Below are 23,734 nucleotides of genomic sequence, written 5' to 3' on the forward strand. Positions count from 1 at the left end.
CACCTCCCCCACAGTAGACGAACGATCACTTAGCGTGGCTGACGTGGAGTCGGCGACACTCTCGATCACGGACATCATGCACATTCCCCCGTACAGGCGGACCCTCCCGCCCGTCACTTGCTTCCTTTGCGACCCTCCTTACACACCTGACGAGATACCCCTCAGTGCGTCATCAGAGGGAGGATGTGCTCACGGATTTGTGTCTCTTCGGGGGGAGCGCCGTGCAGGAGCAGATGCTGGAAGATCAGGGCTGGGCCGACATCTGCGCGGATTTGCAGGTCAGGAACCGGGCCGATCACCCGGTGCAAACGCTCGCGGGTGGCCTCGCTGGCGGGGTGAATCTTCGCCTCGCGAACTGCGGCGGCCACTTCAGAGGCGGGGTCGGTCAGCAGTACCGCCAACAGCGTGCCGCGATCACCGAGTTCCTCGGCAAAGGCCTCCAAGACCGCGGCCAGGTCCTCGACCGGATCATCGGTGAGCTCCACCTCGCGTGCCGGCGCCGCGGCGCGCAACGCATCGACGACCAAGGCGTACTTGGTCGGCCAACGCCGGTACAGCGAGCCGAGGCCGACGCCCGCCTTACGGCCGACGTCGGCCATGCGCAGCCGTTCATAGCCGCCGCTGTCCAGCAGGGCCAACGTCTCCCGAAGAATCACCCGGTCGACGGCGGGGTCTCGGGGCCGTCCCCGTCTCCTACCGTTGCTCATAATGATCAGAATAACGGAAGAGATCTTTCCGTAATTCTGTCCCCCGGCTCAGGCAAAGTCCCGTGAACATCGGTTCTTCCCGCGCCAAGAACGACGAGACGGCGGTCAAGTGGTCTCGTGTCATGCCGAGCGCGATCTGTTCGGCGGCCTCGGCCCGGAGGGTCTCGGCGAGCGGCCGGGAGGAAGCCGCCAGCAGGCGCTTCGACGCGGCTGGCCCTGGTCGGACCGGCCGCAAGGCGGCGCCGGTCAGGACCACAGCGCGCACCGAGGCATCATCGGCGACCTCCCGCAGCACCTTCAGCAGCCCCGTCTTCAGAGCGTTGTTCAACGCGTTGCCGTGGTCGGACGGTTCAGCCGGACGACCGCGACCGCGTCGGTGAGCTGAGAACGACATCGCTCATCGGTGCACCACCCTCCTGCCGGTGGCCGTGGGACCGCTGAAGCGTTCGGCTGCGGCGGCGCCGCCGGTGTTTCCGGCCGGCATCGGGCGCTCCGCTCTCCCCTCCGACAAGATCGACAGGCGGTGGCCCGCCACGGGGCTGCTCATGACAGCCGCTCGTACAGGACCACGGGATTGCCACACGGGTCGGTGACCACGACCCGACGCTCGTGCGGGCCGGTCACTGGTTCCCCGGCGGGCAGACGCGCGACGAACTCGTCCAGACGGTCGACCTCGATACTGATCAGCGTCTGGCCGGCGACCGGCTGCTGCGTCTCATCCGCCAGCCCGATGGTGGTCCTCCCGTCGGTGATGGCGGCGTACCTGTCGCCGTCGCGGAACTTCACCGTCAGCCCGAGCGAGGCGTAGAACGCAAGCTGCGCCTCCACGTCGGCGGCTGGAACGATCACGTGGCCGATCTTCATGCGCGGAACCTCGGCATCACTTCGCGTGCGAACCTCTCCACGATCTCGAAGGACCGCTCGATCGGCAGGCCGAGCCACTGCGTTCGGAAGACGAAGTGGTTATAGCCGGCCTGCGCGAAATCCTTGATCTTGGCCGTGATGTCGTCGGGCGACCCGAAGAACAGGGCCTTCTGTTTGATGGCGTCCCACTGCGTGTCGAAGTAGTCCATGCCGTACTGGACGTATTCGCCGTAGGAGGCTCGGACCGCGGTCCCTGCCACCTCGTACGCCTCCTCGAACGAGTCGGCGACGCACAGGTCACGGTGGATGGGGAACACCGCGCCGTCCTCGCTGAACCCGGCCGCCTTCCGCTCGGCCCTGTAGTCGGCGAGGTTGCCGACCGCCCAGTTGCGGCGGACGTTCGACGGCGCGATCCAGGGATGTCCCTGGCGGGCGATGCGTTTGATGCCGATCGGGCCGTTCGCGCCCACCCACACCGGAGGGCCGGGCTTCTGTGCGGGCAGCACGCTGCACCGCACCCCGTCGAGTTCGAAGTGCTTGCCCTGATGCGAGACCTTCTCACCGGTCCACAGCTTCTGCATCACTTCGAGGGATTCGTTCATCCGGGAGACCCGCGTGCGCCGTTCGATGCCGAAGGCGTTGAACTCGTCCTCGCGGTACCCCGACCCGATGCCCAGCACGAACCTGCCGCCGGACATCTGGTCGATGGTCGCGATCTCCTCCGCCCAGTGCACCGGGTGCCCCATCGGGAGGATGAGGATGCCCGTCCCGATCTGCATGTCTCCCGAGTGGTCAATGAGCCGCGACAACAGCGGAAGCGGCTGCGGCGTGCTCAGGGACGAAAGGTAGTGGTGGACGCCGAACAGCGAGTCGTAGCCGAGATCCCGGATGTGCTGGGTGAACTCCACGAGTTCCCCCGTGCGGCGGTTGATGTCGTCGCCGAACTCGTACTGGTGGTCGAGGAGGATTCCGAACCTCATGGCGGTTCCTATTCCTCCTCCGACGAGCGCGTCTCGCTGAGGCGGAAGTACGGCGCGACCAGCCTGTCGCGCTCCTCCAGCGCCTTCGCGACTCCCTTCTCGCGGCGCTGCTTGAGGAAGTTCCAGTCGCCCTCCTCGAAGCGGACGTTCGTGGCCCAGCCGTGACCGACCCAGCCGGTCATCGCGCCCAGGCCCTTGCCGCGGGCCTCCAGTATGATCTGCATCATCGACTTGCCCATCATCAGCGAGTCCAGCGGCATGACCGCGATCGCTTCGGCGTAGTCGTTGACCCACTTCTCCAGCTCGTCGGGCTCGACGACCTTGGTGATCAGGCCCTTGCGCTCGCCCTCCTCGGCGCCGATGGCGCGCATGGTGAGCATGACGTCCTTCATGGTCGTCAGCCCCACCTTCTCGATCCAGTGGTACATGTCCTGCGGGGCGGGGCCGAGGTACCGGAACGCAGGGTGGGTGAACCGGGCGTTCGGGGTCGCGATGACGATGTCGGCGGACAGCGCGATCTGGAAGTGGCCGCCGTAGCAGTAGCCCTGCACCTGGCAGATGGTCGCCTTCAGCGACTCGATGATCGGGCGGGTGAAGCCCGAGGTCAGCACGTTCCGGTCGGGAAGGATGCGCTGGCGCTGGGCCGGCCGGCGGCGCGACGCCTTGTCGGTGCCCGACTTGTAGCCGATGTAGTGGCCCAGCTCGGAGGCGTCCGCGCCGGTGCCGAAGTGGTCGCCCTCGCCCTTGAAGACGATGACCTTCACGCGGTCGTCGGCCTCGGCCTCGCGGACCAGGTCGCCGACGCGCTCGAAACCGGCGACCGGAATGGCGTTGAGCCGGTCGGGACGGTCGAAGGTGATGGTGGCGACCGCGCGCTTCTCATCCACGTCGTACTTGACGTACGACGCGAGGACCTCAGGGTCCACCTCCATGTTCGCGACGTCCCACTGGTTCTCCAGCAGTTCCGCTTCAGTCTTCTTCACAATTCTCACCCGTTCATGGATCGGTACGAAGGCCCGTCGGGCCGATGTCAGCGAAATGCGGGGAACACCTCCGCGGCGAACAGCCGCAGAGAGTCCTGGACCTTCTCCGTCGGCATCCCCAGCCAGCCCGGACGGAAGATGATGTGGTTGAAACCCATGTCCCGCAGAGCGGAGATCCGTTCGATGAGGAACTCCGGGGAGCCCAGCAGCAGCGTGTTCCGCACCAGGTCGTCGAACCGGTCGCGCTGCCATCGCAGGGCGGGGTACTCGGCGTAGGTCGAGTATTCGACCCGCGCGTGCGGCAGGGCCGTCTCGACGGCCTCGTCCGTGCTCGGCGCGCAGTACAGCTCCACGCCGATCGGCCTCTCGACCGACGCCGGGTCCTTACCGAACTCGACGAGCGCGTCGTTGTAGACGCCCAGGTGCTCGGGCAGGTACCGGCGGCTGGGCGAGTTTCCCGGCGCGTACCAGGCGTCGCCCAGGCGCGCGGCCCGGCGCACCGCCTTCTTGCCGCCGGCGCCCACCCAGATCGGTGGACCGCCCGGCGTCAGCGGGCGGATGCCGATGGAGGCGTCCGAGAGCGGGTAGAACTCGCCGTCGTGGTTCACGATCTCACCGGTCCAGAGCGACCGGATGAGGCGGATGCTCTCGTCGAACCGGCGGAACCGGGTCTCGGGGTCGACGCCGAACGCGGCGAACTCGTTCTCGCGGTAGCCGGCGCCGACGCCGAGGACGACCCGTCCACCGGACAGGTGGTCGAGAGTCGCGAACTCCTCGGCCACGTGCACCGGATGGAACAGCGGCAGGAGCAGGATGCCGGTACCGAGCGTCATGTCCCCCGAGCGCGGGATGAGGCTCGCCATCATCGAGATGGGCTGCGGCGTGGCCAGGTTCGACTGGAAGTGGTTGATCGTCCACACCGAGTCGTAGCCCAGTTCCACGGCGAGCTCGACGGTCCCGAACAGCTCGTTCAGGTGCTTGCCGAGGTCGTCGGCGTGCGGGTACTGGTGCGACGCCATGATGCCGAACTTCATGTGTGCGAACCCCCCTCACGATCGGGCACCGATGCGCGGCTGACCTTGCCGGTCGCACTGCGTTCCAGTTCAGGAACGAATTCCACCCGCCGCGGCGCCTTGAAGTGAGCCAGCCGCTCGCGGGCGAACGCGACGAGGGCGTCCGCGAGCTCGTCGTCGGAGACCGGACCGTCGGCGCGGACCACGAGCGCAACCGGGATCTCGCCCAAGCGGTCGTCGGGTCCGCCGAAGACGCGGATGTCACGCACGAGCTCGTGTTCGCGCAGGACGTCTTCGATCTCCTCGGGCCACACCTGGAAGCCGCCGCATTTGATCATGTCGCGCTTGCGGCCGGACAGCCACAGCACGCCGTCCTCGTCGACGCGGCCAATGTCGCCCGTGTGCACCCAGCCGTCGCGCACCAGCGCGGAGGACGCCTCGGCGTCGTCGACGTAGCCCTTCGTGAGCTCGGACCTGACCACGATCTCACCCTCGGACCCGGGCGGGAGCGTGTTCCCGTCCTCGTCACGGATCTCCAGTTCGACGCCCGGATAGATCCGGCCGGCCGAGCCCGGCTTCCACAGCCCGGCCTTCATGTCCTTGCTGTTCCAGCCCGCGATGTGGCCCGACTCGGTCGAACCGTAGTTCACCAGGATCGGGATGCCGTACCGCAGTTCGAACGCGCGGCGCACCGTCCAGGAGATCGCCTGTCCGGCGACGAGGATGTGCTTCACCCCCGTGAACGGGAGGTCGCGCTTGGCGTGCACGATGTCGTAGACCATCGTGGGCAGAAGGAAGAGGTTGTCGAAGGCGAACCGGTCCGTGAGGTCGGCGAGGCGGTCCACCCCGAACCGTTCCCAGACGACCGCGCCGCGCCCGACGAAGTACGCGAACAGCAGCGAGTGCTGGCCGCCGGAGTGGAACAGCGGCAGGGCGATCAGGTTCGGCTTCGCGGTCGGCGTCGCCGTCCCCTGTTCCTTGCTGCCGGTCGAGACCCGGGCGAGGCGCCGCAGCGAGTCGAGTGTCCCGCCGTGGGTGACGCTCACCGCCTTCGGGCGCCCGGTGGTCCCGCCGGTGAACAGGATGCAGGACTCGCCGTCCGCCGGGACCTCGACCGCGTCGACCCGGGCCTCCTCCCCCCACTGCAATGGCCGGACACCGTCTGTCGACGCTCCCGGGGCCGTCGGCGGCCCCACCGATCGGATCGTCACCTTCGTACCGTCGACATCGCCCAGGGCGTCGGTACCGCGGGCGTCGACCAGGAGGAGCTTGGGGTCCGTCTTCGCGACCGACTCCGCCAGTTCGGAGACGTTGTACAGGCTGCTGATCGTGACCGGGACCGCGCCGAGTTTCCACGCACCGAACAGAAAGAACACGATCTCCGGACCGTTGGTCAGGTAGAACGCGACCCGGTCGCCTGCGCCGACGCCCTCTGCCTCGAGTGCCTTCGCCACGCCGCCCGCGATCAGATCGATCTGTTCGAAGGTCCAGGAGCGGCCGTCCTCGCCATGAAGGCCGACGGTCCGGCCACGGTCTCTGGCACGCGCTTCGAGGATCTGGGCGAGGTTCGTGCCGCTCATCGCGAATCCCCGCCCGTCGGGCCCTGCGCCGCCGCGTCGAGCCGCGGGATGATCTCGGCGCCGAACCGTCGGATCTGCTCCAATGTCCCCTCCTGACCACCGCCCACGAACTGGAGCCGCAGAGACACCTCGGTGATGCCGAGTTCGGTCTCCCAGCGGCGCAGCTTGGCGATGATGTCGTCCGCGGTACCGACCAGGCAGTCCTCGGCCATGTACCGATCGATATCGAGGGTCTGGGCGTCCTCCCACGACTTGTAGCCGGCGTATTGGCGTTCCATGTGGGGCCGCACGCCCGCGATCGCCACCGCACGGGTGTCGGCGACGAACGCCTCGCGGGCCATCGGGTACTCGCGGTCGAGCGAGAACCCGTGCTCGGACAGGGTGTCGCGGTAAATCGTCAGCATCGCCGCGAGGTCCTCATCGTTCCCCTTCGGGCCGATGAGCCACGACGTGTCCAGGCGGGCGGCGCGCCGGACGGCCGGCTCGGCGAACGCACCGACCCAGATCGGCGGGCCGCCCGCTTGAACGGGCTTCAGCGGCAGTGATGCCCCCGCGACCGCTCCCCAACTGCCTGCGAGGTCGATCCTCTCGCCATTCCACAGCGACCGGAGGGCCGGCACGTACTCGCGCAGGCGCCGCAGGCGGTCGCCCCACTCGACGCCGAAAGCCGCGGTCTCACGCTTGCGGTACCCGGCGCCGATGCCGACGGTCAGCCTGCCATTGGTGAGCACATCGAGGGTGGCGAGGTCCTCGGCGAGCGCGATCGGGTTCAGCAGCGGCGCCAGCAGCACACCGAACCCGATGCGGATTCGTGTGGTCGCGCCGGCCAGGTAGCCGGCGAGTGGCACGGGCTGAAGGAACGCCGACTTCGCCAGGTAGTGGTGCCCGAGGTAGACGGCGTGGAAGCCGGCCTCCTCAGCGGCGACGGCCTGCCGCAGGACATCGTCCAGCCCTTCGACCGCCGACGCCGACGGGTCGAACTGGGCGCTCAGGAAGGCGCTGATCTTCACCCTGCGACCGCCTCGGCGGAAGATGCGGCCGGCTCCTGCGCGCGGAAATGCGGGATGACCTTGGTGGCGAACTCCTCCATCGACTTCAGCGCAGCCCTGCGGTCCAGGCTGGGGATGCGAAGCCAGCCGATGTAGTGGTTGATGCCGAGTTGTTCGCGCAGCAACTCAATGGTGTCGATGACCTGCTGGGCCGAGCCGAAGTTGCCCCCGTGGGTCAGCGTCTTCTCGAGCGTGAGCAGCTCGATGTTCTTGGCGACCGCCTCGTAGTACGCCCGCTCTTTCTCCATGGCCTGTTCCGACCCCGGGATGACCTTGCCCACCGACCGGTAGTAGTTCAGCGCGGCCTGGGCGGCCGCCCTGAGGCCTTCCTCGCCATCGCCGCACCACACCTGCTGCATGAACGGAAGGTCATAGGAGGCGATGTCGAATCCGTTCTCCTGCATAGCCGTCCGGTACAGGTCGAAGTTTTTCTGCATGATGCCGAGCGGCGTGAAGTTCGGCGAGGTGATGATGGCTTCGCCGGTCGCGCCGCGCTCACGGAAATTCTCCGGCGAGACCGTGCCCTGCAGGATCGGCGGCCCGCCCGGGGTGAACGGCCGCGGGTACGTGGTGATGTTGTCGTAGTGGAACACTTCACCGTGGTAGCTGAAATTCTCCTGCGTCAACGCCAGCCGGAGGATGTCCAGGGTCTCCTTGTACCGGACCTTTGACTCTTCGAGCGGAATGCCGAAGCCGGCGAACTCCGACGGCTGGTAGCCGCGGCCGACACCGATCGTGACCCGGCCGCCGGAGAGCACGTCGAGGGCGGCGATGTCCTCGGCCAGCCGGAGCGGGTTGTGCAGCGGGAGGACCAGGACGGCGGTGCCGATGGTGATCCTCTTGGTTCGCTCGGCGATCGCCATGGCGAAGCTCACCGGGCTGCCGAGGATGCCGTACTTGGAGAAGTGGTGCTCGGCCAGCCACACCGAGTCGAAGCCGAGATGGTCGGCGAGCTCGATCTCTTCGAGGGTGTCGCGCAGCACCTGGTGGTCCGACGCCCCGTCGCTCACCGGGAACAGGTTCATGATCCCGAACTTCACTGTTACTCCTAAATTCCGGCTAGTCGGTATGTTATCTGTCGAGATGAAGGCCGGCATGGACCGGTCGGCCCATGCCGCCCTCTCCGTCGCTAGGCGCCCCGGCGCTGCTGAACCTGTAGTTCGCCGACGCGACGCCGGTGCCACGAGCCGCGGCCGAACCGCGCGTCGAGCACGTGGGCGCGCCGCAGGAACAGGTGCGGATCCGCCTCCATCGTGATGCCCATGCCGCCGTGCACCTGGATGCAGCGTTCCGCGGCGAAGACCGCGGCCTTGCCGGCGGCCGCCTTCGCGGCGTGCACCAGGCTCTCCGCCTCCGCCCGCTCCCGGTCGACGGCCCAGGCGGCGTACAGGGTCAGGTCCCATGCCGCCTTGCGGTACTTGACCGCGTCGGCGAGCTGGAACGCCACCCCTTGGAAGGAGCCGATGATCCGGCCGAACTGCTCCCGGGTCCGGGCGTGCCCGGCCGCCAGTTCGATGGCGCCGGCGGCGACGCCGCACAGCTCCGCGGCGACGACGAGCGCTGCACGTCCGGCGCCGGAACCGACGGGCCCGACCTCCGGCGGTGCGGAGAAGACCACATCGGACAGCGGTACCGACGGATCGAACGACTCCCGGAGGGTGAGGTCCGTCGGAGCGGCGATCCAGACGCCGTCGGCACCTAGCACCGCGCACCCGTCCGCCTGGGCGGCGTACGGCACCAGCGTCCGGACCAGCAGGTCGGCCCCATCGCCGCCCGGCCACCCAGACGCGCCGGGGACGTCGGCCGCGGGGGTGAGGACCGTGCGGCCTTCGAGCACGTCGTCGGGGAGCACGCCGAGCCCCCCGACCAGCTGGACGGCCGCGGCGTGCGCCGGGAACCTGCTCGGAACCAGGTGTTCGCCCAGGACTTCGACCGCCACGAGGAGGTCGATGAGGGACGATCCCATGCCGCCGGCCGATTCGGGCACGCCGAGCAGCCCGAAGTCGGTGAGGAGGGCCGCGTCGCAGGCAGGCGGCGTCCACTCCCCCGCGAGCGCATGGCGGGCGGTGACCTTCTCTGCCTTGGCCATCGAGCGGATGGACTCCTCGATGGCCGACTGCTCCTGGGTGAACGTCGCTTCCATTCCACCACTCCGCTCAGCGTGAACGGGGCAGGTTCAGCACCCGCTCCGCAAGGATCGACTTCTGGACCTCCTCGGTGCCTCCCTCGATGGTGTGGGCGCGCGAACGGAGGTAGTGGCGCATCCGGGCCGCGGCTCCCGCACCGTCGAGCAGCACGCCGCCGGTCTCGTCGAGCTGCATCGCCAGGCGGGTGGCGTCCTGGACGACGCCGGCCCACAGGCTCTTCAGAGCCGACGTCTCCGGGCCGGGAGCGCTGCCGGCCCGGGTCTCCCCGACCATGCGCAGGGAGCCGATGCGGACGGCCTCGGCGTCGCAGCGCAGTGCGCCGAGCATGTCGAGGAACGCCGAGTCGTCCGCCATGCCCCGTTCCAGGGCCAGGTCGGTGAGGCGGTCGACGGCCTGGCGCGCCCAGACCCACAGGTTGAGCGCCATGCTGCCGCGTTCGAACGCCAGGGTGGTCAGGGCGACCCGCCAGCCGTTCCCGACGCCGCCGAGCACGTCCTCGTCAGGGACGAACACGTCGTCGAGGAACATCTCGTTGAACTCGGTGTCGCCATTGATCATGACGAGCGGCCGGACCTCGAACCCGTCCATCGGCGCGAGGAAGTAGGTGATGCCCTCGTGCTTGGGCGCGTCCGGGTCGGTACGCGCCAGGAGGAGGCACCTGGAGGCGTTATGGGCGTTCGATGTCCAGATCTTCGAGCCGTTGATGACCCAGCCGCCGTCGACCTTGACCGCGGTGGTCTGCAGGCTCGCCAGGTCCGAACCGGAGCCGGGCTCACTGAACCCCTGGCACCAGTAGTCGGTGCCCTTCAGGATGCCGGAGAGGTGGCGGGCCTGCTGCTCACCGGTGCCATGGGCGATGATGGTCGGCCCGGCAAGGTACATGCCGACGCCGTTCAGGGCGTACGGCGCCCCGCGGAGTTCGGCCTCCTCGTTGAAGATGGCCTGCGCGAGCGCGTCCATGCCGCGGCCGCCGTGCTCGACCGGCCACGAGAGCCCGGCCCAGTTCGACGCGCAGATGCGGTCCTGCCACACCCGTGACCAGTGGGCGCGCTCCTCCTCGGACAGATCCTCCTGGTCCGGGATGTCGGCGAGCACCTCGTCGAGCCAGTCGCCGACCTCTCGCCTGAACGCCCGCTCGTCGGCGCTGTCATCGAAGTCCATCGTCACCTGCCCACTTGCTGTAATTCAGAACAGTCACGCGAAGACTTCCTCGGTGTCCGCCAGCCGAGCCTTGTAGAGCTTCCCGTTCGGATCGCGCGGCAACGACGTGTGCACGAAGTACTTCTTGGGAAGTTTGGGCCCGGCCAGTCGTCCGGCGAGGTGCTCGCGGATCGCCACCACGGCGGTCGAGGCGTCCGGAGCGATGTCGCTCAGGACGATGTGCGCGGCCGGGATCTCGCCGTAGTCGGGGTCCGGCAGCCCGACGACACCCGCGTCCGAGATCCACTCGTGTCCGAGGAGAGCGCTCTCGATCTCGGCCGGGTACACGTTCACGCCGCCCACCAGGATGAGTTCGGCGGCACGGCCGGTGATGTAGAGGAAGCCGTCCTCGTCCACATGGCCGACATCCCAGACGGTCATCAGGTCGCCGCGCCGCGAGCCGTCGGTCTTGTCGGGATCGTTGTGGTACTCGACCCTGTCTCCCCCCTGGCGCATGTAGACGATGCCGGTCCCACCGACCGGAACCTCGTTGCCGTCCCTGTCGAGGATCTTCAAGGTCGAGATCGACGCGGGCCGGCCGACGGTGCCGGGATGGTCGAGCCACTCCTGCGGCCGCGCGATCGTGGTGCCGACCTCTGTTGAGCCGTAGTACTCGTAGACCACAGGGCCGAACCAGTCCATGATCTGCTTCTTGACCTCCACGGAGCACGGTGCGGCGCCGTGCAGCACATAGCGCAGGGACGAGACGTCGCAGCCGTCGCGGACCTCCGCCGGAAGCCGGAGCAGCCGGTTGAAGTGCGTGGGGACCATGCTCGTTCCGGTGACCCTGTGCTCTTGGACTCGACGCAGGAAGCCCTCCGGGGTCCAGCCGTCCATCAGCACCAGGGTTCCGCCCCAGTTCAGCGCGCCGATCGCGGGCGTGATGTTGGCCGAGTGGTACATCGGCGCCGACACGAGCCACGCGGCGAACGCCTCACGGCTCATGCCGAACTCGTTGAACAGCCAGACGTAGGTGAGGGCGCCCTTGTCGGCGCTGATACCGCTGAGGGGACGTTTGACGCCCTTCGGGCGGCCGGTGGTGCCCGAGGTGTACATCATCAGCGACCCGTGCGGGGTCCGCTCCGGGTCGGTCGCCGGCATGCCGTCGGTCAGCTCCGCCATCGGGCGGGCATGTGCGGCCTCGCCGTCGACGAAGACCTCGACGCCGGGACGGACCGCCGCGAGCACCGTGTCCTCGACCCGCTCCGAACACAGGACGATCTTCGCCTCGCTGTCCTCGAGGATGTAGGCGATCTCCGGGGTGGTCAGGTGGTAGTTGATCGTGACGAGGTAGATGCCGGACTGCATGGCCGCCAGATAGGCCGCGACCATGGCGGCGCTGTTGCGCATCACCACGGCCACCGTGTCGCCCTCATTCACTCCGCGGGCGCGCAGGCCGTGACAGATCCGGTTCACTTCGGCGAACAGCTCACCGTAAGTGATGTGCTCATCGTCGGCCGTGATGATCGCATACAGGCCCGGGTCGGACACAGCCCACAGTCGGAAACCGATCTGTTCCTGTGTCTCTTCGCTCATCTTCCCCCCTGAACTACATTCCGACCATCCGGTATCTTTATCGCAAGAGTAGAGGGGATCCCCCACCATGTCCATACCTGTCAGCGAACAACATACGGCGGCTTACCGAGCTCGTAAGGTTCCGGCCCCGCTGCGGGTCACGGACGGCGTCTGGGCCGTTCCGGTGCCCCTCCGCGGCAGCCCCCTTCGGTTCATCACCGTCTTCCTCGTCGAGACCTCCGAAGGACTCGTCCTCATCGACGCCGGCTACGAGCATCCCTCCTGCTGGGAGTCGTTCACCGGGTCCCTCGCCGAGATCGGGCACGACCTCGGCGCCGTCCGGTTGGTACTGCTCACCCACAACCACCCCGACCACGTCGGCTTCGCTGACCGGGTCCGAGCCACGACCGGCGCCAAGGTCGTGATGGGGCGTGACGACGACTTCGCCCATCAGAAGCGCGTGCGTGGTGGCGGATTCCTGGTCCAGTTGCGCAGAGCCCTGGAGCTGACCGGTGCGCCGCAGGAAGTGATCGACGGCATGTACGACGCCGCGGTCCCGGTCGCCAGGCATTCGGAGAGCCTGGAACTCGATCTGGCCCCCGAGCGCGACACCGAGCACGTCCTCGGCGACGTCACGATCCTCGGGATCCCCACGCCCGGACACACCTACGGGCACACCGTCTACGTCGACACCTCGCGCGGCGTCGTGTTCACCGGCGACACGATGATGGCCGAGGGGCCGACTCAGCTCGCCATCCCCAGCCTGCCGGCGGACAACCCCGCAGGCGACCTGCTCACGTCCCTGGACCGCATCCGGGATCTCGGGGTCGAGATCGCCTGCCCGGCACACCAATTCCCCTATCGAGACATCGCCGCGCGGGCCCGGGAGCTGAAGGCCTTCCACCAGGCCGAGCTCGACACCGTGGAGAAACTCCTGCGGACCCACGACTCGGCGTGGGAGATCGCGCCGCACCTGAATCGGGCCAGGCCATGGGAAGAGCTCGGTACGGGGGCCAGGCGCTTCGCTCTGATACATACGCTGTCACTCGTCCTCGCCGTCACACAGTGACCGGCGCCGGGGCCGCACGGGCGGCGATCCGCCCGTGCGGCCCCGGCACACGCCTACGTGGGCGTCCCCGGCTCGTCCGGACTCGGCTTGGCATAGGCCCAATCCGGGGTCATGGCCAGGCGGAGCTCGCGCAGGACCCGCTTGAGGACCTTGCCCGAGGGGTTCGTGGGGAGTTCCTCGACGAGATAGATCTCTTGGGGAACTTTGAACTTCCCGAGACGCTCACGTGCGTGGTCGATGAGATCGTCGGCCACAAGTCCCGGCCGGCCGACGACGAAGGCGACCGGCACCTCGACCCACACGGGGTGCGGGACCCCCACCACCGAGGCCGCGAGAACCAGCGGATGGTCGGCGAGAACGTTCTCGATCTCAGCGCTCGACATGTTCTCGCCACCACTGCGGATCATGTCCTTCAGACGGTCCCTGATGTAGAGGTAACCGTCCTCATCGAAGCAGCCGACATCACCCGTGTGGAACCAGCCGCCGCGGAACGCCTCGGCGGTGGCGACGGGGTCGTCGAGATAGCCCGGGCTGACCTTGGGGCCACGAGCGATCACTTCGCCGTTCTCCCCCACGCCGACGTCGTTCCCCTCGGCGTCGACGACCCTGACGTCCACCCAGGGAACGGGGATGCCCACCGAGCCCTGTTTGCTCTCCATGTGGGCCTCATCCAGGTAGGTGAGGCCACTACAGGTCTCCGTGAGGCCATAACCCTCGATGAGGCGCGCGTTGGGGAACAGCGTGTGAGCGACCTTGAACAATGCGGAGGTCACCTGAGAGAAGATCAGCCACCGCACCGTGGACAGGTCCGCGTCCACCGTGTCCGCCTCGCGTCGGATCATGTCGAGCATGGTCGCCGCGACCACCATGCCGGTGATGCCCTCGGCCTCGATCGCGGCCAGGACGCCGGCCGGCTCGAACCGTCGCTGAACGACCATGCAACCGCCGACATGCCAGATCGCGTATCCGGGAAGGTCGGTGCCGCCGACGTGGTACAGCGGTGCAAAGTTCAAGATCCGGTCGGTCGGACGAAGTCCCAGCTCGACGATCTGAGCGTGCATGTTGGCGTTCACGTTGCCGTGAGTCAGCATCACGCCCTTGGGCAGGCTCGTCGTCCCCGACGTGTACACGATTCGCTGAAGCGCCGCGTCGTCCAATTCGGCGTCCGGGACCTTCTCCCCTCTGTGGGCCGCGATGAGCGCAGGCAGTTCCCGCCAGCTGTCGTCGATGGGTTCGAGCGCGAGCCGGCGGACCATCGGTAGTCCGGCGACGGCCCTCGCCGTCAGTTCCGCGAACTGGGGGACGGTCGCGACCGCTTCGACCCCGGCACGCTCCATCAGATGCCCAAGCTCACCCGAGGTCAGCCGGTAGTTCAGTGGTACGCACACGGCACCGAGCCTGGCCAGCGCCAGGGACAGGATCAGGAACTCCGGGACGTTGTCGGCGACCACCGCGACACGAGTGCCGCGGGTGACGCCGTCCACCGCGATTCCGGCCGCGAGCGCGTTCACGTCGATGTCGAGTTCGCTGTACGTCCAGCGTCGGCCCTCGAAGACGAGCGCGTCCCTGTCGGCGAAACGGACGGCGTGGAGGCCGAGCATCCGAGCGAGGTTCGCCGTGCTCATGGCGCCTCTTCCCGCTCACGCAGCCTCTTCTTCAGGACCTTGCCCGAGTCGTTGCGCGGGAGAGAGTCGACGATGTCGACGTACTTGGGCACCTTGTACTTGGCGAGATCGTCCAGGCAATGCCGCCGGATCTCCTCGGGCGCGACCGCGCCAGGCTCGCGGAGGATGACGAAGGCCTTGGGGACCTCGTCCCATTTCTCATCCGGGACACCGATCACCGCAACTTCCGCGACCTGCGGATGCCGGGCGATGACCCGCTCGATCTCGGCGCCGGCGACGTTCTCGCCACCGGACTTGATGAGATCGGCACGGCGGTCGACGAACCAGAGGTAGCCGTCCTCGTCCATCCGGCCGACGTCGCCGGTGAGGAACCAGCCGTCCCGGCGGGTGGCCCTGTTGGCCTCGTCGTCGTTCCAGTATCCGGGCGAGATCTTGTCGCCTCTTACGATGATCTCGCCTTCGACGCCGGGCGGCACTTCCTGGAAGTCCTCGTCGACGATGCGGATGTGGACTCCGGGGAAGGGGGCCCCGAGCGCGCCGAGCTTGGACTCCTCGTGGGCCGCGTCCATGTAGCAGACACCGTTGCAGAGTTCGGTCATGCCGAACGTGTCGACGGTGCGCACATGCGGGAAGAGGTCCTTCACCTTGCGGCGGACGCTCGGCGCCACACCGGCGAAGAGAAGGTAGCGCAGGTCGTCGAGCCGGGGAAGCGGGTCGAGCTCCATGATGCCGAAGAGGATCTGGGCGGCGAGGACCATCCCGGTGATGCGTTCTTCGGCGGCGATGCGGGCGATGTCGGCGGCCTGGAACGTCGGCGTGAGGACCATTGTGCCTCCGGCGACGAAGGTCGCGAGCCCGGGTGCCTCCAGGCCGCTGACATGGAACAGAGGGGCCGAGATGAGGATTCGATCGTCTTGCGTGAGCTCCAGTTCGAGGATCTGCGCCCGATGGTTGGCGACCAGGTTGCCGTACGTGTGGATGACACCCTTGGGGCGGGCGGTGGTGCCGGATGTGTAAAGGAGCCGGTGTACGTCGTCGGGGCCCTTCTCTGCATCGGCGACGCGGACGTCCGGCGACTGGGCGCTGAGGAGTGTGTCGAGACGTTCAACGCCCGGGAGTGGGTCCTGCCCGTTCGCGATGACGACCCGCAGACGGGTGTTCTCCTTAAGGTGGGCCGCGTCGGCCCGGAAGTCGTCGTCGTACAGGAGGCAGGTGATTCCGGCCTGGTCGATGATGTACGCCTGCTCGTTGGCGTGCAGACGCCAGTTCAACGGCACCGCGACGGCGCCGATGCGGCTGAGGGCCAGGAGCTCGATGACGTAGGTGGCCGTATTGCGTCCCAGGACGCCGACCATGTCCGTCGCCGTGACACCGCCGCTGAGGAGGGCGGCGGCGTGCCGGTCGACGTCGGCGTCGAGCTCGGCATACGTCCAGCGCCTGCCGTCGCCGACGAGGGCTTCGCGTCCGGCGCGGCGGAGCGCCTGGACGCGAAGTGTCTCGCTGAAGTTGCTCGTCGCCATCAGTTCGCGTCTTCCCCGCTGCGGAAGGCCAGGATCTCCTCCCGGCTGGGAAGACTGACGAACTCCAGCAAGTTGCCGTCGAGGTCACGGGCGGCGAACGCCGTGATGTAGCCGTAGTTCTCCAGAAGCACCCGCTGCGGGGGACGGATGCACTCGGCACCAAGGTCCACGAGCCGCTGGTGGACCTCGGCGATCTCGTCACGCGGAACCTGGAAGCTCAGCAGGAAGGTGCCCAGTTCAAGATGCCCGGCGGTCGCGGTGCGTTTCTTTGTACCGTTCCATTCGATGAGTTCGAGCTGACCTATCTGCGTCGGGCCCTGAAGGTACTGAACCTTGCCGGTGGTCCCCTTCGGGAGCCCGAGGCTCTCCTCGATCCCGGGCCCGCCGACGTCGGTCCGCAGCGTCTTCTTGTAGCCGAGGGCCTTCTCGTAGAAGTCGGCGGCGCGATCAAGGTCGGAGACGGTTATCGCCACGTGGTGGACTTCGCTGACAGGCATGACTTCTTCTCTCTCCTGAGCGGGCACGAAGCGGCTACGCGCCGAGAACCTTCTGGATGAGCGCGACCTCGTCCGCACCGCTTCGGGGAACGATGTGGTCGTCGAGCGATCGGATCTCGTCGATCGCTTCGAGGATGTCCTCGGGCGACGCGGGCTCCGGCCCCGAGTACCAGCCGGGAGTCACGCCGAGGAAGATCCGACCGACGCGGCCGCCGCCGGCCGTGAGGATCTGCCGGTTGAGATCGCACTGCTCCGAGGCGAGGTAGGCCGCGACCGCCGCGACGTGCCGCGGGTCGAACCGGTCGGCCAGCTCGCCGAGGAGGCCCTCGGTCATGCGCGTGGCCGCGGTCGGCGACAGCGCGTTGACGCGGATTCCGTAGCGCTCGCCCTCCAGCGCCAGCACGTTCATCAGGCCGATGAGACCCGCCTTCGCAGCGGCGTAGCTGGACTGGCCGAAGGTCCCGAGCAGCCCGGACGAGGAGGTGGTGAGCACGATACGGCCGTAGCCCCGCTCGACCATGTGCTTCCACGCCGGGCGCAGGACATTGAACGCTCCCCCGAGGTGGACGTCGAGGACGGCGGTGATGTCGTCGTCGGTCATCCTCCCGAAGGTGCGGTCCCGCAGGATCCCGGCGTTGTGGATGACGGCGTCCACACGGCCGAACTCGTTCATCGCCCGCCGTACCAAGGCGGCGCCGCCCTCGACGGTCGCCACCGAGTCCGTGGACGCGGTGGCGATGCCGCCGAGTCTGCGGATCTCCTGGGCGACCGCCTCGGCGGCGCCCGAGGAGCCCGAGCCGTCGACGGCCCCGCCGAGGTCGTTGACGACCACCCGCGCCCCGCGTTCGGCCAGCGTGAACGCGTGCGCCCGGCCGATGCCGTTGCCGGCACCGGTGACGATCACGGTCCTGCCTTCGAAATCGACCTTCTCCATCACAGCTCACTCCCCAGAACGGCGACGAACGCGACCGAGGAACCGGGCTGGCCGCCCAGGTTCTGCACAACGGCGAGCTCGGCGTCCGGAACCTGCCGCGCGCCCGCCTCGCCGCGAAGCTGGGTGAAGCACTCGAACATCATGCGCAGGCCGGTGGCACCGATCGGGTGGCCGAAGGACTTCAGGCCGCCGTCGGTGTTGACCGGCAGGGCGCCGTCGAGGTCGTACCGGCCGTCGAGGATGTCGCGCCACGCCTTGCCGCGCTCGGAGAACCCGAGGTCCTCCATGAGCACGACCTCGGTCGGGGTGAAGCAGTCGTGTACCTCGGCGAGCGAGATCTCCGTCGCCGGGTCCGTCACGCCCGCCTGCGTGTAGGCCTGTTCCGCCGCGGCGACGACCTCGGGGAAGGTCGTGAAGTCGTACCCGCCGGTGGCGAGCCCGGCACCGGAGCCGGCGACGAAGCTCATGCCCCGCAGGAACACCGGCTTGTCGGTGTAGTCGAAGGCGTCCTCCGCGCGGACGATGACGGCCGCCGCCGCCCCGTCGGACACGCCGGAACAGTCCAGCACGCCGAGTTGGCCCGCGATGCGCGGCGCGCTCTCGACGGCCTCCGCCGTGACGGGCCTGCGGAACTGGGCGCGCTCGTTGAGGGCCCCGTTCGCGTGGTTCTTCACCGCGACGCGGGTCAGCGCACTGCGCATGTCACGGTCACCGACACCGTACGCCGCCTGGTAGGCGGGGCCCAGCAGCGAGAATCCCGCCGGGGCGGTCCAGTCGATGTCGGTCCCGTCCGAGGGCGGAAGGACCGCGGACAGACCGGACTGTGAACTGTCCTTGAGCTTCTCGACGCCTGTGGCCATGACGACGTCGTAGGCGCCGGACGCGACGCCGAAGACCGCGTTGCGGAACGCCTCCGAACCGGTCGCGCAGTAGTTCTCGACTCGGGTCACGGGCTTTCCGACCAGGCGCAGCGGTCTGGCGAGGACCTGGCCGGAGAGGCCCGTCCCCTGGGTGCCGACCCAGAACGCGTCGATGTCCCCCACTGACAGGCCGGGCAGGGACTTCAGGCAGTCGTCGACGGCGTCAACAACAAGGTCGTCGGCCGAGGAGTTCCAATGGTCGCGGAACGGCGTGCACCCCATCGCGACGATGGCCACGTCGTGGGCCATGCGGCTAGTCGTCATTGGTCGTGGCCTCCCACGGACGGAGCTTCCAGAAGTAGTTGTGGATCGCGTCGGTGGTCCACAGGCGGCGGAACGTGGGCCGCATCTTCATACCCACGACGACGGCCTCGGGAGCGACGTCGGTCGCATAGGCGCTGAGCCGACCGCCCCTGGTGCCGTCGGCTTCGAAGTCCGCAACGACGATCGCGACCTCGGCCTCGGGCATGGTCGTCAGACGGTCCCGGGTGACCGAGACCACGGTGGCGACGCGGTCGCGCAGCGAGACCTTGCCCGGGGCGCCGGCGTCTCCGGCGATGCCGCAGGACGCGCAGACCCGGCCCGGCGGTGTGGTGATGCCGCCGCAGGCGTCGCAGAGGGCTCCTTCGAGCCGGTACTTCCAGGCGGCCCGGCGGTGCATCGGCGGGGCGGCGGGAGACGGCGCGGCCGGACGGGCCGGGCCCTGGACGTCGAGCAGGCCGCGCCAGCGCAGATAGCGGCCGTAGGAGAGGTTCTCCCGGTCGGCGAGCTGGTCCCGCACCGAGCGTCCGCCGCGCGCGGTCCGGACGCCGCCGCCGACCCGGAGGACGAAGGCGTCCGCGCCCTCGGCCGCCGAAAGCAGCAGGACGGTCTGCCCCGGCAGGGCCACGTCAAGGGTCGCGGCGAGCAGCAGGCCCGGGTGGGCGGCGCCGGTGTAGCCGGTGAGCCGTTCGATCTCGGCGTCCTCGCCGGACCCGCCGAAGGTGCGGCGGAGGGCCGCGGCCGCGCGGGCGTTGGAGGACGCAACGACGACGTGGTCGACGGTGTCCAGGCCCGCGTCGGCCAGCGCCCGGTGCGCCGCCTCCTTTGCGCTCGCGACCAGGATCTCAGCGGTGAACCGCTCGTCCCAGACGTGGTCGTGCCGCTCTCCGGAGAGCCGCCACCGGTCCAGCACCTCGGTGGTCCGGCCTGCGCGGGACAGCAGGACGGCCGCGGCGTCACCGGCGGTGAACGCGGCGGCGGCGTCGCCCTGCGCGAGTTCGTCGGGCGCGCCGGGCCGGGTCGTGCGAACGTCGGAGAGCGCGACGGCGGCGCCGGCCCGGATCACCAGGTCGAGCGCGGTCGCGCCCGCCCGGTGGCCGCGCAGGTCGGCGGCGGCCACGCCGGGGTCCAGGCCGAGGGCCTCATGCACGATCCCCGCCGAGGTCTTGCCTTCGTAGGGCGCGTTGGTCGTCGCGAGGAGGATCTGGTGACCGGCGGGTGTGTCGGCGGCGATCCCACGGAGCGCCTCGACCGCCATCGTCACGGTGTCCTCATCGAACGCGGCGACGCTGCGCGCCGGACCCCCGGCACGCGGCCCGGCACCGTCGAGACTGTTGCCGGCCAGTACGTATGCGGGCAGGTACGCCGCGTACGCGCCGATGCCGTTCTGTTCGGGCATGAGTGGGTCGTGCCTCCTAGCTCCAGGTAGGGATGGCTCTGAGCAGCCGCTGGGTGTAGTCCTGCCGGGGCCGGTCGAGCACTTCCATGGCGGGGCCCTGCTCGACCACACGGCCGCTGTTCATGACCGCGATGCGGTCGCACAGGTCGCTGGCCAGCATCAGGTCGTGGGTGACGAACAGGAGCCCGATGCCGAGCTCGTCGACAAGGGATCGAAAGAGTTCGACGACCTTGGTCTGAGTGGTCACGTCGAGTGCCGTGGTGCACTCGTCGGCGATGACCAACGACGGTCGGGTGACCACCGCGAGGCCGATGGCGACCCGCTGGCGGAGACCTCCGGACAGCTGGTGCGGGTAGCTGTCGAGGACGCGCTTCGCATCGGTGATCCGCATTTGTTCGAGCACCTCGACCGAGCGGCGCTCGATGTCGTTCCTGCTGATGCCGCGCACATGCCGACGAAGGACCTCCGCGAGGTGGGCCCGCACCTTCATGAGCGGGTTGAGCGAGCGGGACGCGTCCTGGAAGACCATTCCGACGGCGGTGCCGCGGACCCGGCCGGTACGGTCGACGCCCGGCGCGATGATCTGTTCTCCCGCAAGAGAGATCGATCCCCCGTCCACGCGGACGTTCTTCTCAAGGAGCCCTACGACGGACCGGGCCAAGGTGGTCTTGCCGGAGCCGGACTCACCGACGACCCCGACGACCTCACCACGCCCGATATCCAGGTCGACGTCCTCCAGCAGCCGGAGGTCACCATGCGAGAGACGGGCCGTGATGGACAGACCCGAGATGTTGACAAGCTCCGTCATCGGCGTCGCTTTCGTGGGTCGTGGTGGGTGAGCAGTGCATCACCGAGGAGGTTGACCAACAGGACCAGGACGGTGATGGCGAGTCCTGGGAAGAACGCGATCCACCACGCCTGGCTCAGCTCGTCCTGGCCTGACGCGAGCATGGAGCCCCAGCTGGCCTTGGGCGGCACGACACCGAGGCCGAGAAAACTGAGTGCGCTCTCGACGAGAATCGCGGTGCCGACCTGAAGCGTTCCCAGGGCAACGATCGTCCCGGCGAGGTTCGGCAGTACGTGCCGGAACACGATCCGGGCCTCTGAGGCTCCGACGGCGCGCAGCCCGAGGATGAACTGCCGTTCGCGGACGGCCAGGGTCGTGGCGCGCGTCACGCGGGCGCAGGCGGCCCATCCGGTGAGCGCCAGGACGAGGAACAGCACCGGCAGCGAGCTGCCGCGGTTGGAGATGATCGCCAGGGCGATGAGGATGAACGGCAGTGCGAGCTGGGCGTCGATGAGGATGGAGATCACCTTGTCGACCCAGCCGCGGAAGTAGCCCGCGAGAAGACCGATCAGGACCCCGGGGCCGATCGCGACCAGTGCGCCGACCAGGCCGATCATGATCGTCAACCGGCCACTGGTCACCAGTTCCGTGAGGACGTCCTGGCCCCGCTTGTCGGTGCCGAGGGGGTGCTCCCAGGTGCCGCCGGACAGGAACGCAGGTGGCTGTCGTGTCCTCGTGAGATCCTGTCCCTCCTCCGGGAGGAGACCGGTCACCGGGAGGACGAAGACGAGGGCCGCGATCACCAACAGCGGCATGGCCAGCCAGAACACCGAGGTGCGGGCGCGCCGGGGCTTCCGGGCCTTGGGGGCCTTGGGAGCCTCTCCCTTGGACGTACGGGAGTCGAGTTCGAGCCGACTCATCGTGGTCTCACCTCACCCTCGGGTCGACGACGGAGTGGATGACATCGACGAGCAGGTTCAAGAGAACGAAGACGACGGCGCCGAACACCACGATGGCCTGGACCAGCGGAAAGTCGCGGAACTGGATCGCCTGGAGGGCGAGCTGCCCCAGGCCCGGCCACGAGTAGACGTACTCGACCGCAACGGCGCCGGACAGCAGGATCCCGGTCTGCAGGACGACGATGGTCAGCACCGGCATCAGGGCATTCTTGAAGGCGTGCCTCCACACGACGCGCGTCCGGCTGATCCCGCGTGCGCGGGCGGAGTCGATGAACGGCTCGGCGAGTGCCTCGCTCATGGACGCCCGCGTCAGCCGCGCGATGTGCGCCATCGGATACAGCGACATCGTCAGGCTCGGCAGGATGAGGTGGCGTGGGGTTCCGGACTGGCCGGCCGGAAGCCACCCCAGTTTCACGGCGAAGAGGACGACGAGCATCATGCCGAGCCAGAAGACCGGAATGGACTGGCCGAGCAGGGCGACCGTGGACGCCGCCCGGTCCCACCAGGTGCCCTCGCGGGTCGCCGCGAGGACGCCCAGCGGGACACCGATGATGATCGCGATGGCCATGCCGGCCGCGACCAGTTGGAGGGTGTAGGGCACCCGGTCGAAGATCAACGTGGTGTTGGCCTGGTAGAACTGCAGCGATTCGCCCAGATTCCCGGTGAAGACGCCCGTGATGTAGTCGAAGTACTGCGTGAGCAGCGGCCGGTCGAGTCCGAGCTGCTGCCGGAGCGCCTCGCGCTGTTCGGGCGGGGCCGTGGGGCCGAGGATGTTCGCCGTCGGGTCTCCCGAGAGCCTGCCGAGCGCGAACGCCATCGTGAGGGCGATGAACAGCGACGCGAAGAGGGCCCCGACGCGGGCGGCGACGCGCCGAAGACGGGCGGCCTTCATCGGCGGGCCCTCCATCGCCCTCCGGGCATCGCGGCGAGAAGCTCGCGCGTGTAGTCATCGGCGGGGCTCGTGAAAACGGTCTCGCAGGGACCGGACTCCACGACCCGTCCGTGCCGCATGACATGGGCCGTGTCGCAGACGGCCCGGACGACCGCGAGGTCGTGACTGATCATGAGCATGGCGGCTCCTGTGCTCTCCCGTACTTCTCGAAGGAGTTCCAGCACGTCGGCTTGGACGGAGACGTCGAGTCCCGACGTGGGTTCGTCGGCGACGATGAGCCGGGGACGCATGAGCAGGGCGCGCGCGATACAGACCCGTTGCGCCTGGCCACCGCTGAGCTGGTGCGGGTACCGGTCGAGCAGGTCCGGGGAGAGCCGGACGCGTTCGAGGAGCCCGGCATCGTCGATCCATGCGGTGCGCTCCCGCTGCAGCCCGCGCAACTCCCGGAGTCCTGAACGGACGGATTGTCGCGAGTCCAGCGACCCATGCGGATCCTGGAACACGATTTGGACTTCCCGACGCAGTTCCCGGAGCCTGCGCCGACCGATCGCGTCCAGCGAGTGCCCCAGGAGTTCGATCTCGCCGCCGCTGCGGGGCCCCAGCCCCGTGGCAGCCATCGCAAGGGTGGTCTTACCGGAGCCGGACTCACCGACGACGGCGGCGCTCTCTCCCGCACCGATGCGCAGACAGACACCGTCGACGGCCCGGAAGACCTCGCCCGTAGTGCGGTTCCGATGCTCGACCACGAGCCCGTCGACGGCGAGGACCGGTACGTCCTCGGGGATGCCGGGTCCCCGGCCGGCACCGGCCGGGGACCCCCTTTTCAGCATCTC

The 23,734-nt window shown here is 68.5% G+C and carries 23 protein-coding genes; 1 reads left to right on the plus strand and 22 read right to left on the minus strand.

The genetic code is table 11. From position 1 onward, the window contains the following. Nucleotides 1-161 precede the first annotated feature (161 nt). The 12 genes from C4U03_RS30715 to C4U03_RS30765 all read right to left on the minus strand — a co-directional run bounded on the left by C4U03_RS30715 (nt 162) and on the right by C4U03_RS30765 (nt 12,134). A complete protein-coding gene (locus C4U03_RS30715; protein ID WP_103942786.1) occupies nt 162-707 on the minus strand; it encodes a TetR/AcrR family transcriptional regulator in 546 nt (181 codons plus the stop codon). Further along, a complete protein-coding gene (locus C4U03_RS41365; protein WP_200827586.1) occupies nt 694-1,035 on the minus strand; it encodes a Clp protease/crotonase-like domain-containing protein in 342 nt (113 codons plus the stop codon). The genes C4U03_RS30715 and C4U03_RS41365 overlap by 14 nt, the downstream gene beginning before the upstream one ends. A 215-nt stretch (nt 1,036-1,250) precedes the next feature. Further along, a complete protein-coding gene (locus C4U03_RS30720; RefSeq protein WP_103942788.1) occupies nt 1,251-1,571 on the minus strand; it encodes a VOC family protein in 321 nt (106 codons plus the stop codon). Beyond that, on the minus strand, nt 1,568-2,551 hold the full coding sequence (locus C4U03_RS30725; RefSeq protein WP_103942790.1) for an LLM class flavin-dependent oxidoreductase: 984 nt from the start codon (nt 2,549-2,551) through the stop codon (nt 1,568-1,570). Before C4U03_RS30725 ends, C4U03_RS30720 begins: the two co-directional genes overlap by 4 nt. Before the next feature lie 8 nt (nt 2,552-2,559). Then, a complete protein-coding gene (locus C4U03_RS30730; protein WP_160147143.1) occupies nt 2,560-3,534 on the minus strand; it encodes an enoyl-CoA hydratase/isomerase family protein in 975 nt (324 codons plus the stop codon). A gap of 47 nt (nt 3,535-3,581) precedes the next feature. Then, on the minus strand, nt 3,582-4,568 hold the full coding sequence (locus C4U03_RS30735; protein ID WP_103942794.1) for an LLM class flavin-dependent oxidoreductase: 987 nt from the start codon (nt 4,566-4,568) through the stop codon (nt 3,582-3,584). After that, nucleotides 4,565-6,127, minus strand: a complete 1,563-nt coding sequence (locus C4U03_RS30740) for a class I adenylate-forming enzyme family protein (RefSeq protein WP_103942796.1) — start codon at nt 6,125-6,127, stop codon at nt 4,565-4,567. The genes C4U03_RS30735 and C4U03_RS30740 overlap by 4 nt, the downstream gene beginning before the upstream one ends. Further along, nucleotides 6,124-7,137 (minus strand): LLM class flavin-dependent oxidoreductase, encoded by a 1,014-nt coding sequence (locus C4U03_RS30745; protein ID WP_160147144.1) that lies wholly within the window; start codon nt 7,135-7,137, stop codon nt 6,124-6,126. The genes C4U03_RS30740 and C4U03_RS30745 overlap by 4 nt, the downstream gene beginning before the upstream one ends. Further along, a complete protein-coding gene (locus C4U03_RS30750; protein WP_103942800.1) occupies nt 7,134-8,273 on the minus strand; it encodes an LLM class flavin-dependent oxidoreductase in 1,140 nt (379 codons plus the stop codon). The genes C4U03_RS30745 and C4U03_RS30750 overlap by 4 nt, the downstream gene beginning before the upstream one ends. 32 nt (nt 8,274-8,305) lie before the next feature. After that, a complete protein-coding gene (locus C4U03_RS30755) occupies nt 8,306-9,319 on the minus strand; it encodes an acyl-CoA dehydrogenase family protein (RefSeq protein WP_103942802.1) in 1,014 nt (337 codons plus the stop codon). Between the two features lie 13 nt (nt 9,320-9,332). After that, nucleotides 9,333-10,484, minus strand: a complete 1,152-nt coding sequence (locus C4U03_RS30760) for an acyl-CoA dehydrogenase family protein (protein ID WP_103942805.1) — start codon at nt 10,482-10,484, stop codon at nt 9,333-9,335. Between the two features lie 33 nt (nt 10,485-10,517). Then, nucleotides 10,518-12,134 (minus strand): AMP-binding protein, encoded by a 1,617-nt coding sequence (locus tag C4U03_RS30765; RefSeq protein WP_103942807.1) that lies wholly within the window; start codon nt 12,132-12,134, stop codon nt 10,518-10,520. Between the two features lie 88 nt (nt 12,135-12,222). Here C4U03_RS30765 and C4U03_RS30770 point away from each other — a divergent pair, with 88 nt between their 5' ends. Then, nucleotides 12,223-13,107 (plus strand): MBL fold metallo-hydrolase, encoded by an 885-nt coding sequence (locus tag C4U03_RS30770; protein WP_235018249.1) that lies wholly within the window; start codon nt 12,223-12,225, stop codon nt 13,105-13,107. Nucleotides 13,108-13,160: 53 nt separating this feature from the next. On the opposite strand, the gene C4U03_RS30775 is transcribed toward C4U03_RS30770, so the two are convergent. Genes C4U03_RS30775 through C4U03_RS30820 form a run of 10 tightly spaced genes read right to left on the minus strand, consistent with a single transcriptional unit; the run spans nt 13,161 to nt 23,731 of the window. Beyond that, nucleotides 13,161-14,732 carry a class I adenylate-forming enzyme family protein gene (locus tag C4U03_RS30775; RefSeq protein WP_103942809.1) on the minus strand — a complete coding sequence of 524 codons (1,572 nt, stop codon included), beginning with the start codon at nt 14,730-14,732 and terminating at the stop codon, nt 13,161-13,163. Continuing rightward, nucleotides 14,729-16,252, minus strand: a complete 1,524-nt coding sequence (locus C4U03_RS30780; RefSeq protein WP_103942811.1) for a class I adenylate-forming enzyme family protein — start codon at nt 16,250-16,252, stop codon at nt 14,729-14,731. Before C4U03_RS30780 ends, C4U03_RS30775 begins: the two co-directional genes overlap by 4 nt. Continuing rightward, nucleotides 16,252-16,749, minus strand: a complete 498-nt coding sequence (locus C4U03_RS30785; RefSeq protein WP_103942813.1) for a VOC family protein — start codon at nt 16,747-16,749, stop codon at nt 16,252-16,254. The genes C4U03_RS30780 and C4U03_RS30785 overlap by 1 nt, the downstream gene beginning before the upstream one ends. Before the next feature lie 34 nt (nt 16,750-16,783). Further along, nucleotides 16,784-17,683, minus strand: a complete 900-nt coding sequence (locus tag C4U03_RS30790; protein ID WP_235018250.1) for an SDR family NAD(P)-dependent oxidoreductase — start codon at nt 17,681-17,683, stop codon at nt 16,784-16,786. Next, nucleotides 17,683-18,867, minus strand: coding sequence for an acetyl-CoA acetyltransferase (locus C4U03_RS30795; protein ID WP_103942817.1), 1,185 nt, complete (start codon nt 18,865-18,867; stop codon nt 17,683-17,685). Before C4U03_RS30795 ends, C4U03_RS30790 begins: the two co-directional genes overlap by 1 nt. Next, nucleotides 18,857-20,263: a hydroxymethylglutaryl-CoA synthase family protein gene (locus C4U03_RS30800; protein WP_103942819.1), complete on the minus strand. Its 1,407-nt coding sequence runs from the start codon at nt 20,261-20,263 to the stop codon at nt 18,857-18,859. Before C4U03_RS30800 ends, C4U03_RS30795 begins: the two co-directional genes overlap by 11 nt. Nucleotides 20,264-20,279: 16 nt before the next feature. Continuing rightward, nucleotides 20,280-21,071, minus strand: coding sequence for an ATP-binding cassette domain-containing protein (locus C4U03_RS30805; protein ID WP_103942821.1), 792 nt, complete (start codon nt 21,069-21,071; stop codon nt 20,280-20,282). Further along, nucleotides 21,068-21,970 carry an ABC transporter permease gene (locus C4U03_RS30810; protein ID WP_103942823.1) on the minus strand — a complete coding sequence of 301 codons (903 nt, stop codon included), beginning with the start codon at nt 21,968-21,970 and terminating at the stop codon, nt 21,068-21,070. Before C4U03_RS30810 ends, C4U03_RS30805 begins: the two co-directional genes overlap by 4 nt. Nucleotides 21,971-21,977: 7 nt before the next feature. Beyond that, nucleotides 21,978-22,901 carry an ABC transporter permease gene (locus C4U03_RS30815; protein WP_160147145.1) on the minus strand — a complete coding sequence of 308 codons (924 nt, stop codon included), beginning with the start codon at nt 22,899-22,901 and terminating at the stop codon, nt 21,978-21,980. Continuing rightward, complete coding sequence (locus tag C4U03_RS30820) at nt 22,898-23,731, minus strand: ABC transporter ATP-binding protein (RefSeq protein ID WP_103942972.1); 834 nt, start codon at nt 23,729-23,731, stop codon at nt 22,898-22,900. The genes C4U03_RS30815 and C4U03_RS30820 overlap by 4 nt, the downstream gene beginning before the upstream one ends. Nucleotides 23,732-23,734: the final 3 nt, after the last annotated feature.

The organism is Thermomonospora echinospora, from assembly GCF_900108175.1.
GTDB classification, from domain to species: domain Bacteria; phylum Actinomycetota; class Actinomycetes; order Streptosporangiales; family Streptosporangiaceae; genus Thermomonospora; species Thermomonospora echinospora.

What these genes read in the sequence shown, in the direction of transcription:
- C4U03_RS30815 (WP_160147145.1), bottom strand. Translation starts at nt 22,901, where the DNA reads ATGAAGGCCGCCCGTCTTCGGCGCGTCGCCGCCCGCGTCGGGGCCCTC.
- C4U03_RS30775 (WP_103942809.1), bottom strand. Translation starts at nt 14,732, where the DNA reads ATGAGCACGGCGAACCTCGCTCGGATGCTCGGCCTCCACGCCGTCCGT.
- C4U03_RS30780 (WP_103942811.1), bottom strand. Translation starts at nt 16,252, where the DNA reads ATGGCGACGAGCAACTTCAGCGAGACACTTCGCGTCCAGGCGCTCCGC.
- C4U03_RS30805 (WP_103942821.1), bottom strand. Translation starts at nt 21,071, where the DNA reads ATGACGGAGCTTGTCAACATCTCGGGTCTGTCCATCACGGCCCGTCTC.
- C4U03_RS30720 (WP_103942788.1), bottom strand. Translation starts at nt 1,571, where the DNA reads ATGAAGATCGGCCACGTGATCGTTCCAGCCGCCGACGTGGAGGCGCAG.
- C4U03_RS30800 (WP_103942819.1), bottom strand. Translation starts at nt 20,263, where the DNA reads ATGCCCGAACAGAACGGCATCGGCGCGTACGCGGCGTACCTGCCCGCA.
- C4U03_RS30795 (WP_103942817.1), bottom strand. Translation starts at nt 18,867, where the DNA reads ATGACGACTAGCCGCATGGCCCACGACGTGGCCATCGTCGCGATGGGG.
- C4U03_RS30735 (WP_103942794.1), bottom strand. Translation starts at nt 4,568, where the DNA reads ATGAAGTTCGGCATCATGGCGTCGCACCAGTACCCGCACGCCGACGAC.
- C4U03_RS30740 (WP_103942796.1), bottom strand. Translation starts at nt 6,127, where the DNA reads ATGAGCGGCACGAACCTCGCCCAGATCCTCGAAGCGCGTGCCAGAGAC.
- C4U03_RS30715 (WP_103942786.1), bottom strand. Translation starts at nt 707, where the DNA reads ATGAGCAACGGTAGGAGACGGGGACGGCCCCGAGACCCCGCCGTCGAC.
- C4U03_RS30820 (WP_103942972.1), bottom strand. Translation starts at nt 23,731, where the DNA reads ATGCTGAAAAGGGGGTCCCCGGCCGGTGCCGGCCGGGGACCCGGCATC.
- C4U03_RS30765 (WP_103942807.1), bottom strand. Translation starts at nt 12,134, where the DNA reads ATGGACATGGTGGGGGATCCCCTCTACTCTTGCGATAAAGATACCGGA.
- C4U03_RS30750 (WP_103942800.1), bottom strand. Translation starts at nt 8,273, where the DNA reads ATGCCGGCCTTCATCTCGACAGATAACATACCGACTAGCCGGAATTTA.
- C4U03_RS30810 (WP_103942823.1), bottom strand. Translation starts at nt 21,970, where the DNA reads ATGAGTCGGCTCGAACTCGACTCCCGTACGTCCAAGGGAGAGGCTCCC.
- C4U03_RS30760 (WP_103942805.1), bottom strand. Translation starts at nt 10,484, where the DNA reads ATGGACTTCGATGACAGCGCCGACGAGCGGGCGTTCAGGCGAGAGGTC.
- C4U03_RS30755 (WP_103942802.1), bottom strand. Translation starts at nt 9,319, where the DNA reads ATGGAAGCGACGTTCACCCAGGAGCAGTCGGCCATCGAGGAGTCCATC.
- C4U03_RS30725 (WP_103942790.1), bottom strand. Translation starts at nt 2,551, where the DNA reads ATGAGGTTCGGAATCCTCCTCGACCACCAGTACGAGTTCGGCGACGAC.
- C4U03_RS30790 (WP_235018250.1), bottom strand. Translation starts at nt 17,683, where the DNA reads ATGGAGAAGGTCGATTTCGAAGGCAGGACCGTGATCGTCACCGGTGCC.
- C4U03_RS30785 (WP_103942813.1), bottom strand. Translation starts at nt 16,749, where the DNA reads ATGCCTGTCAGCGAAGTCCACCACGTGGCGATAACCGTCTCCGACCTT.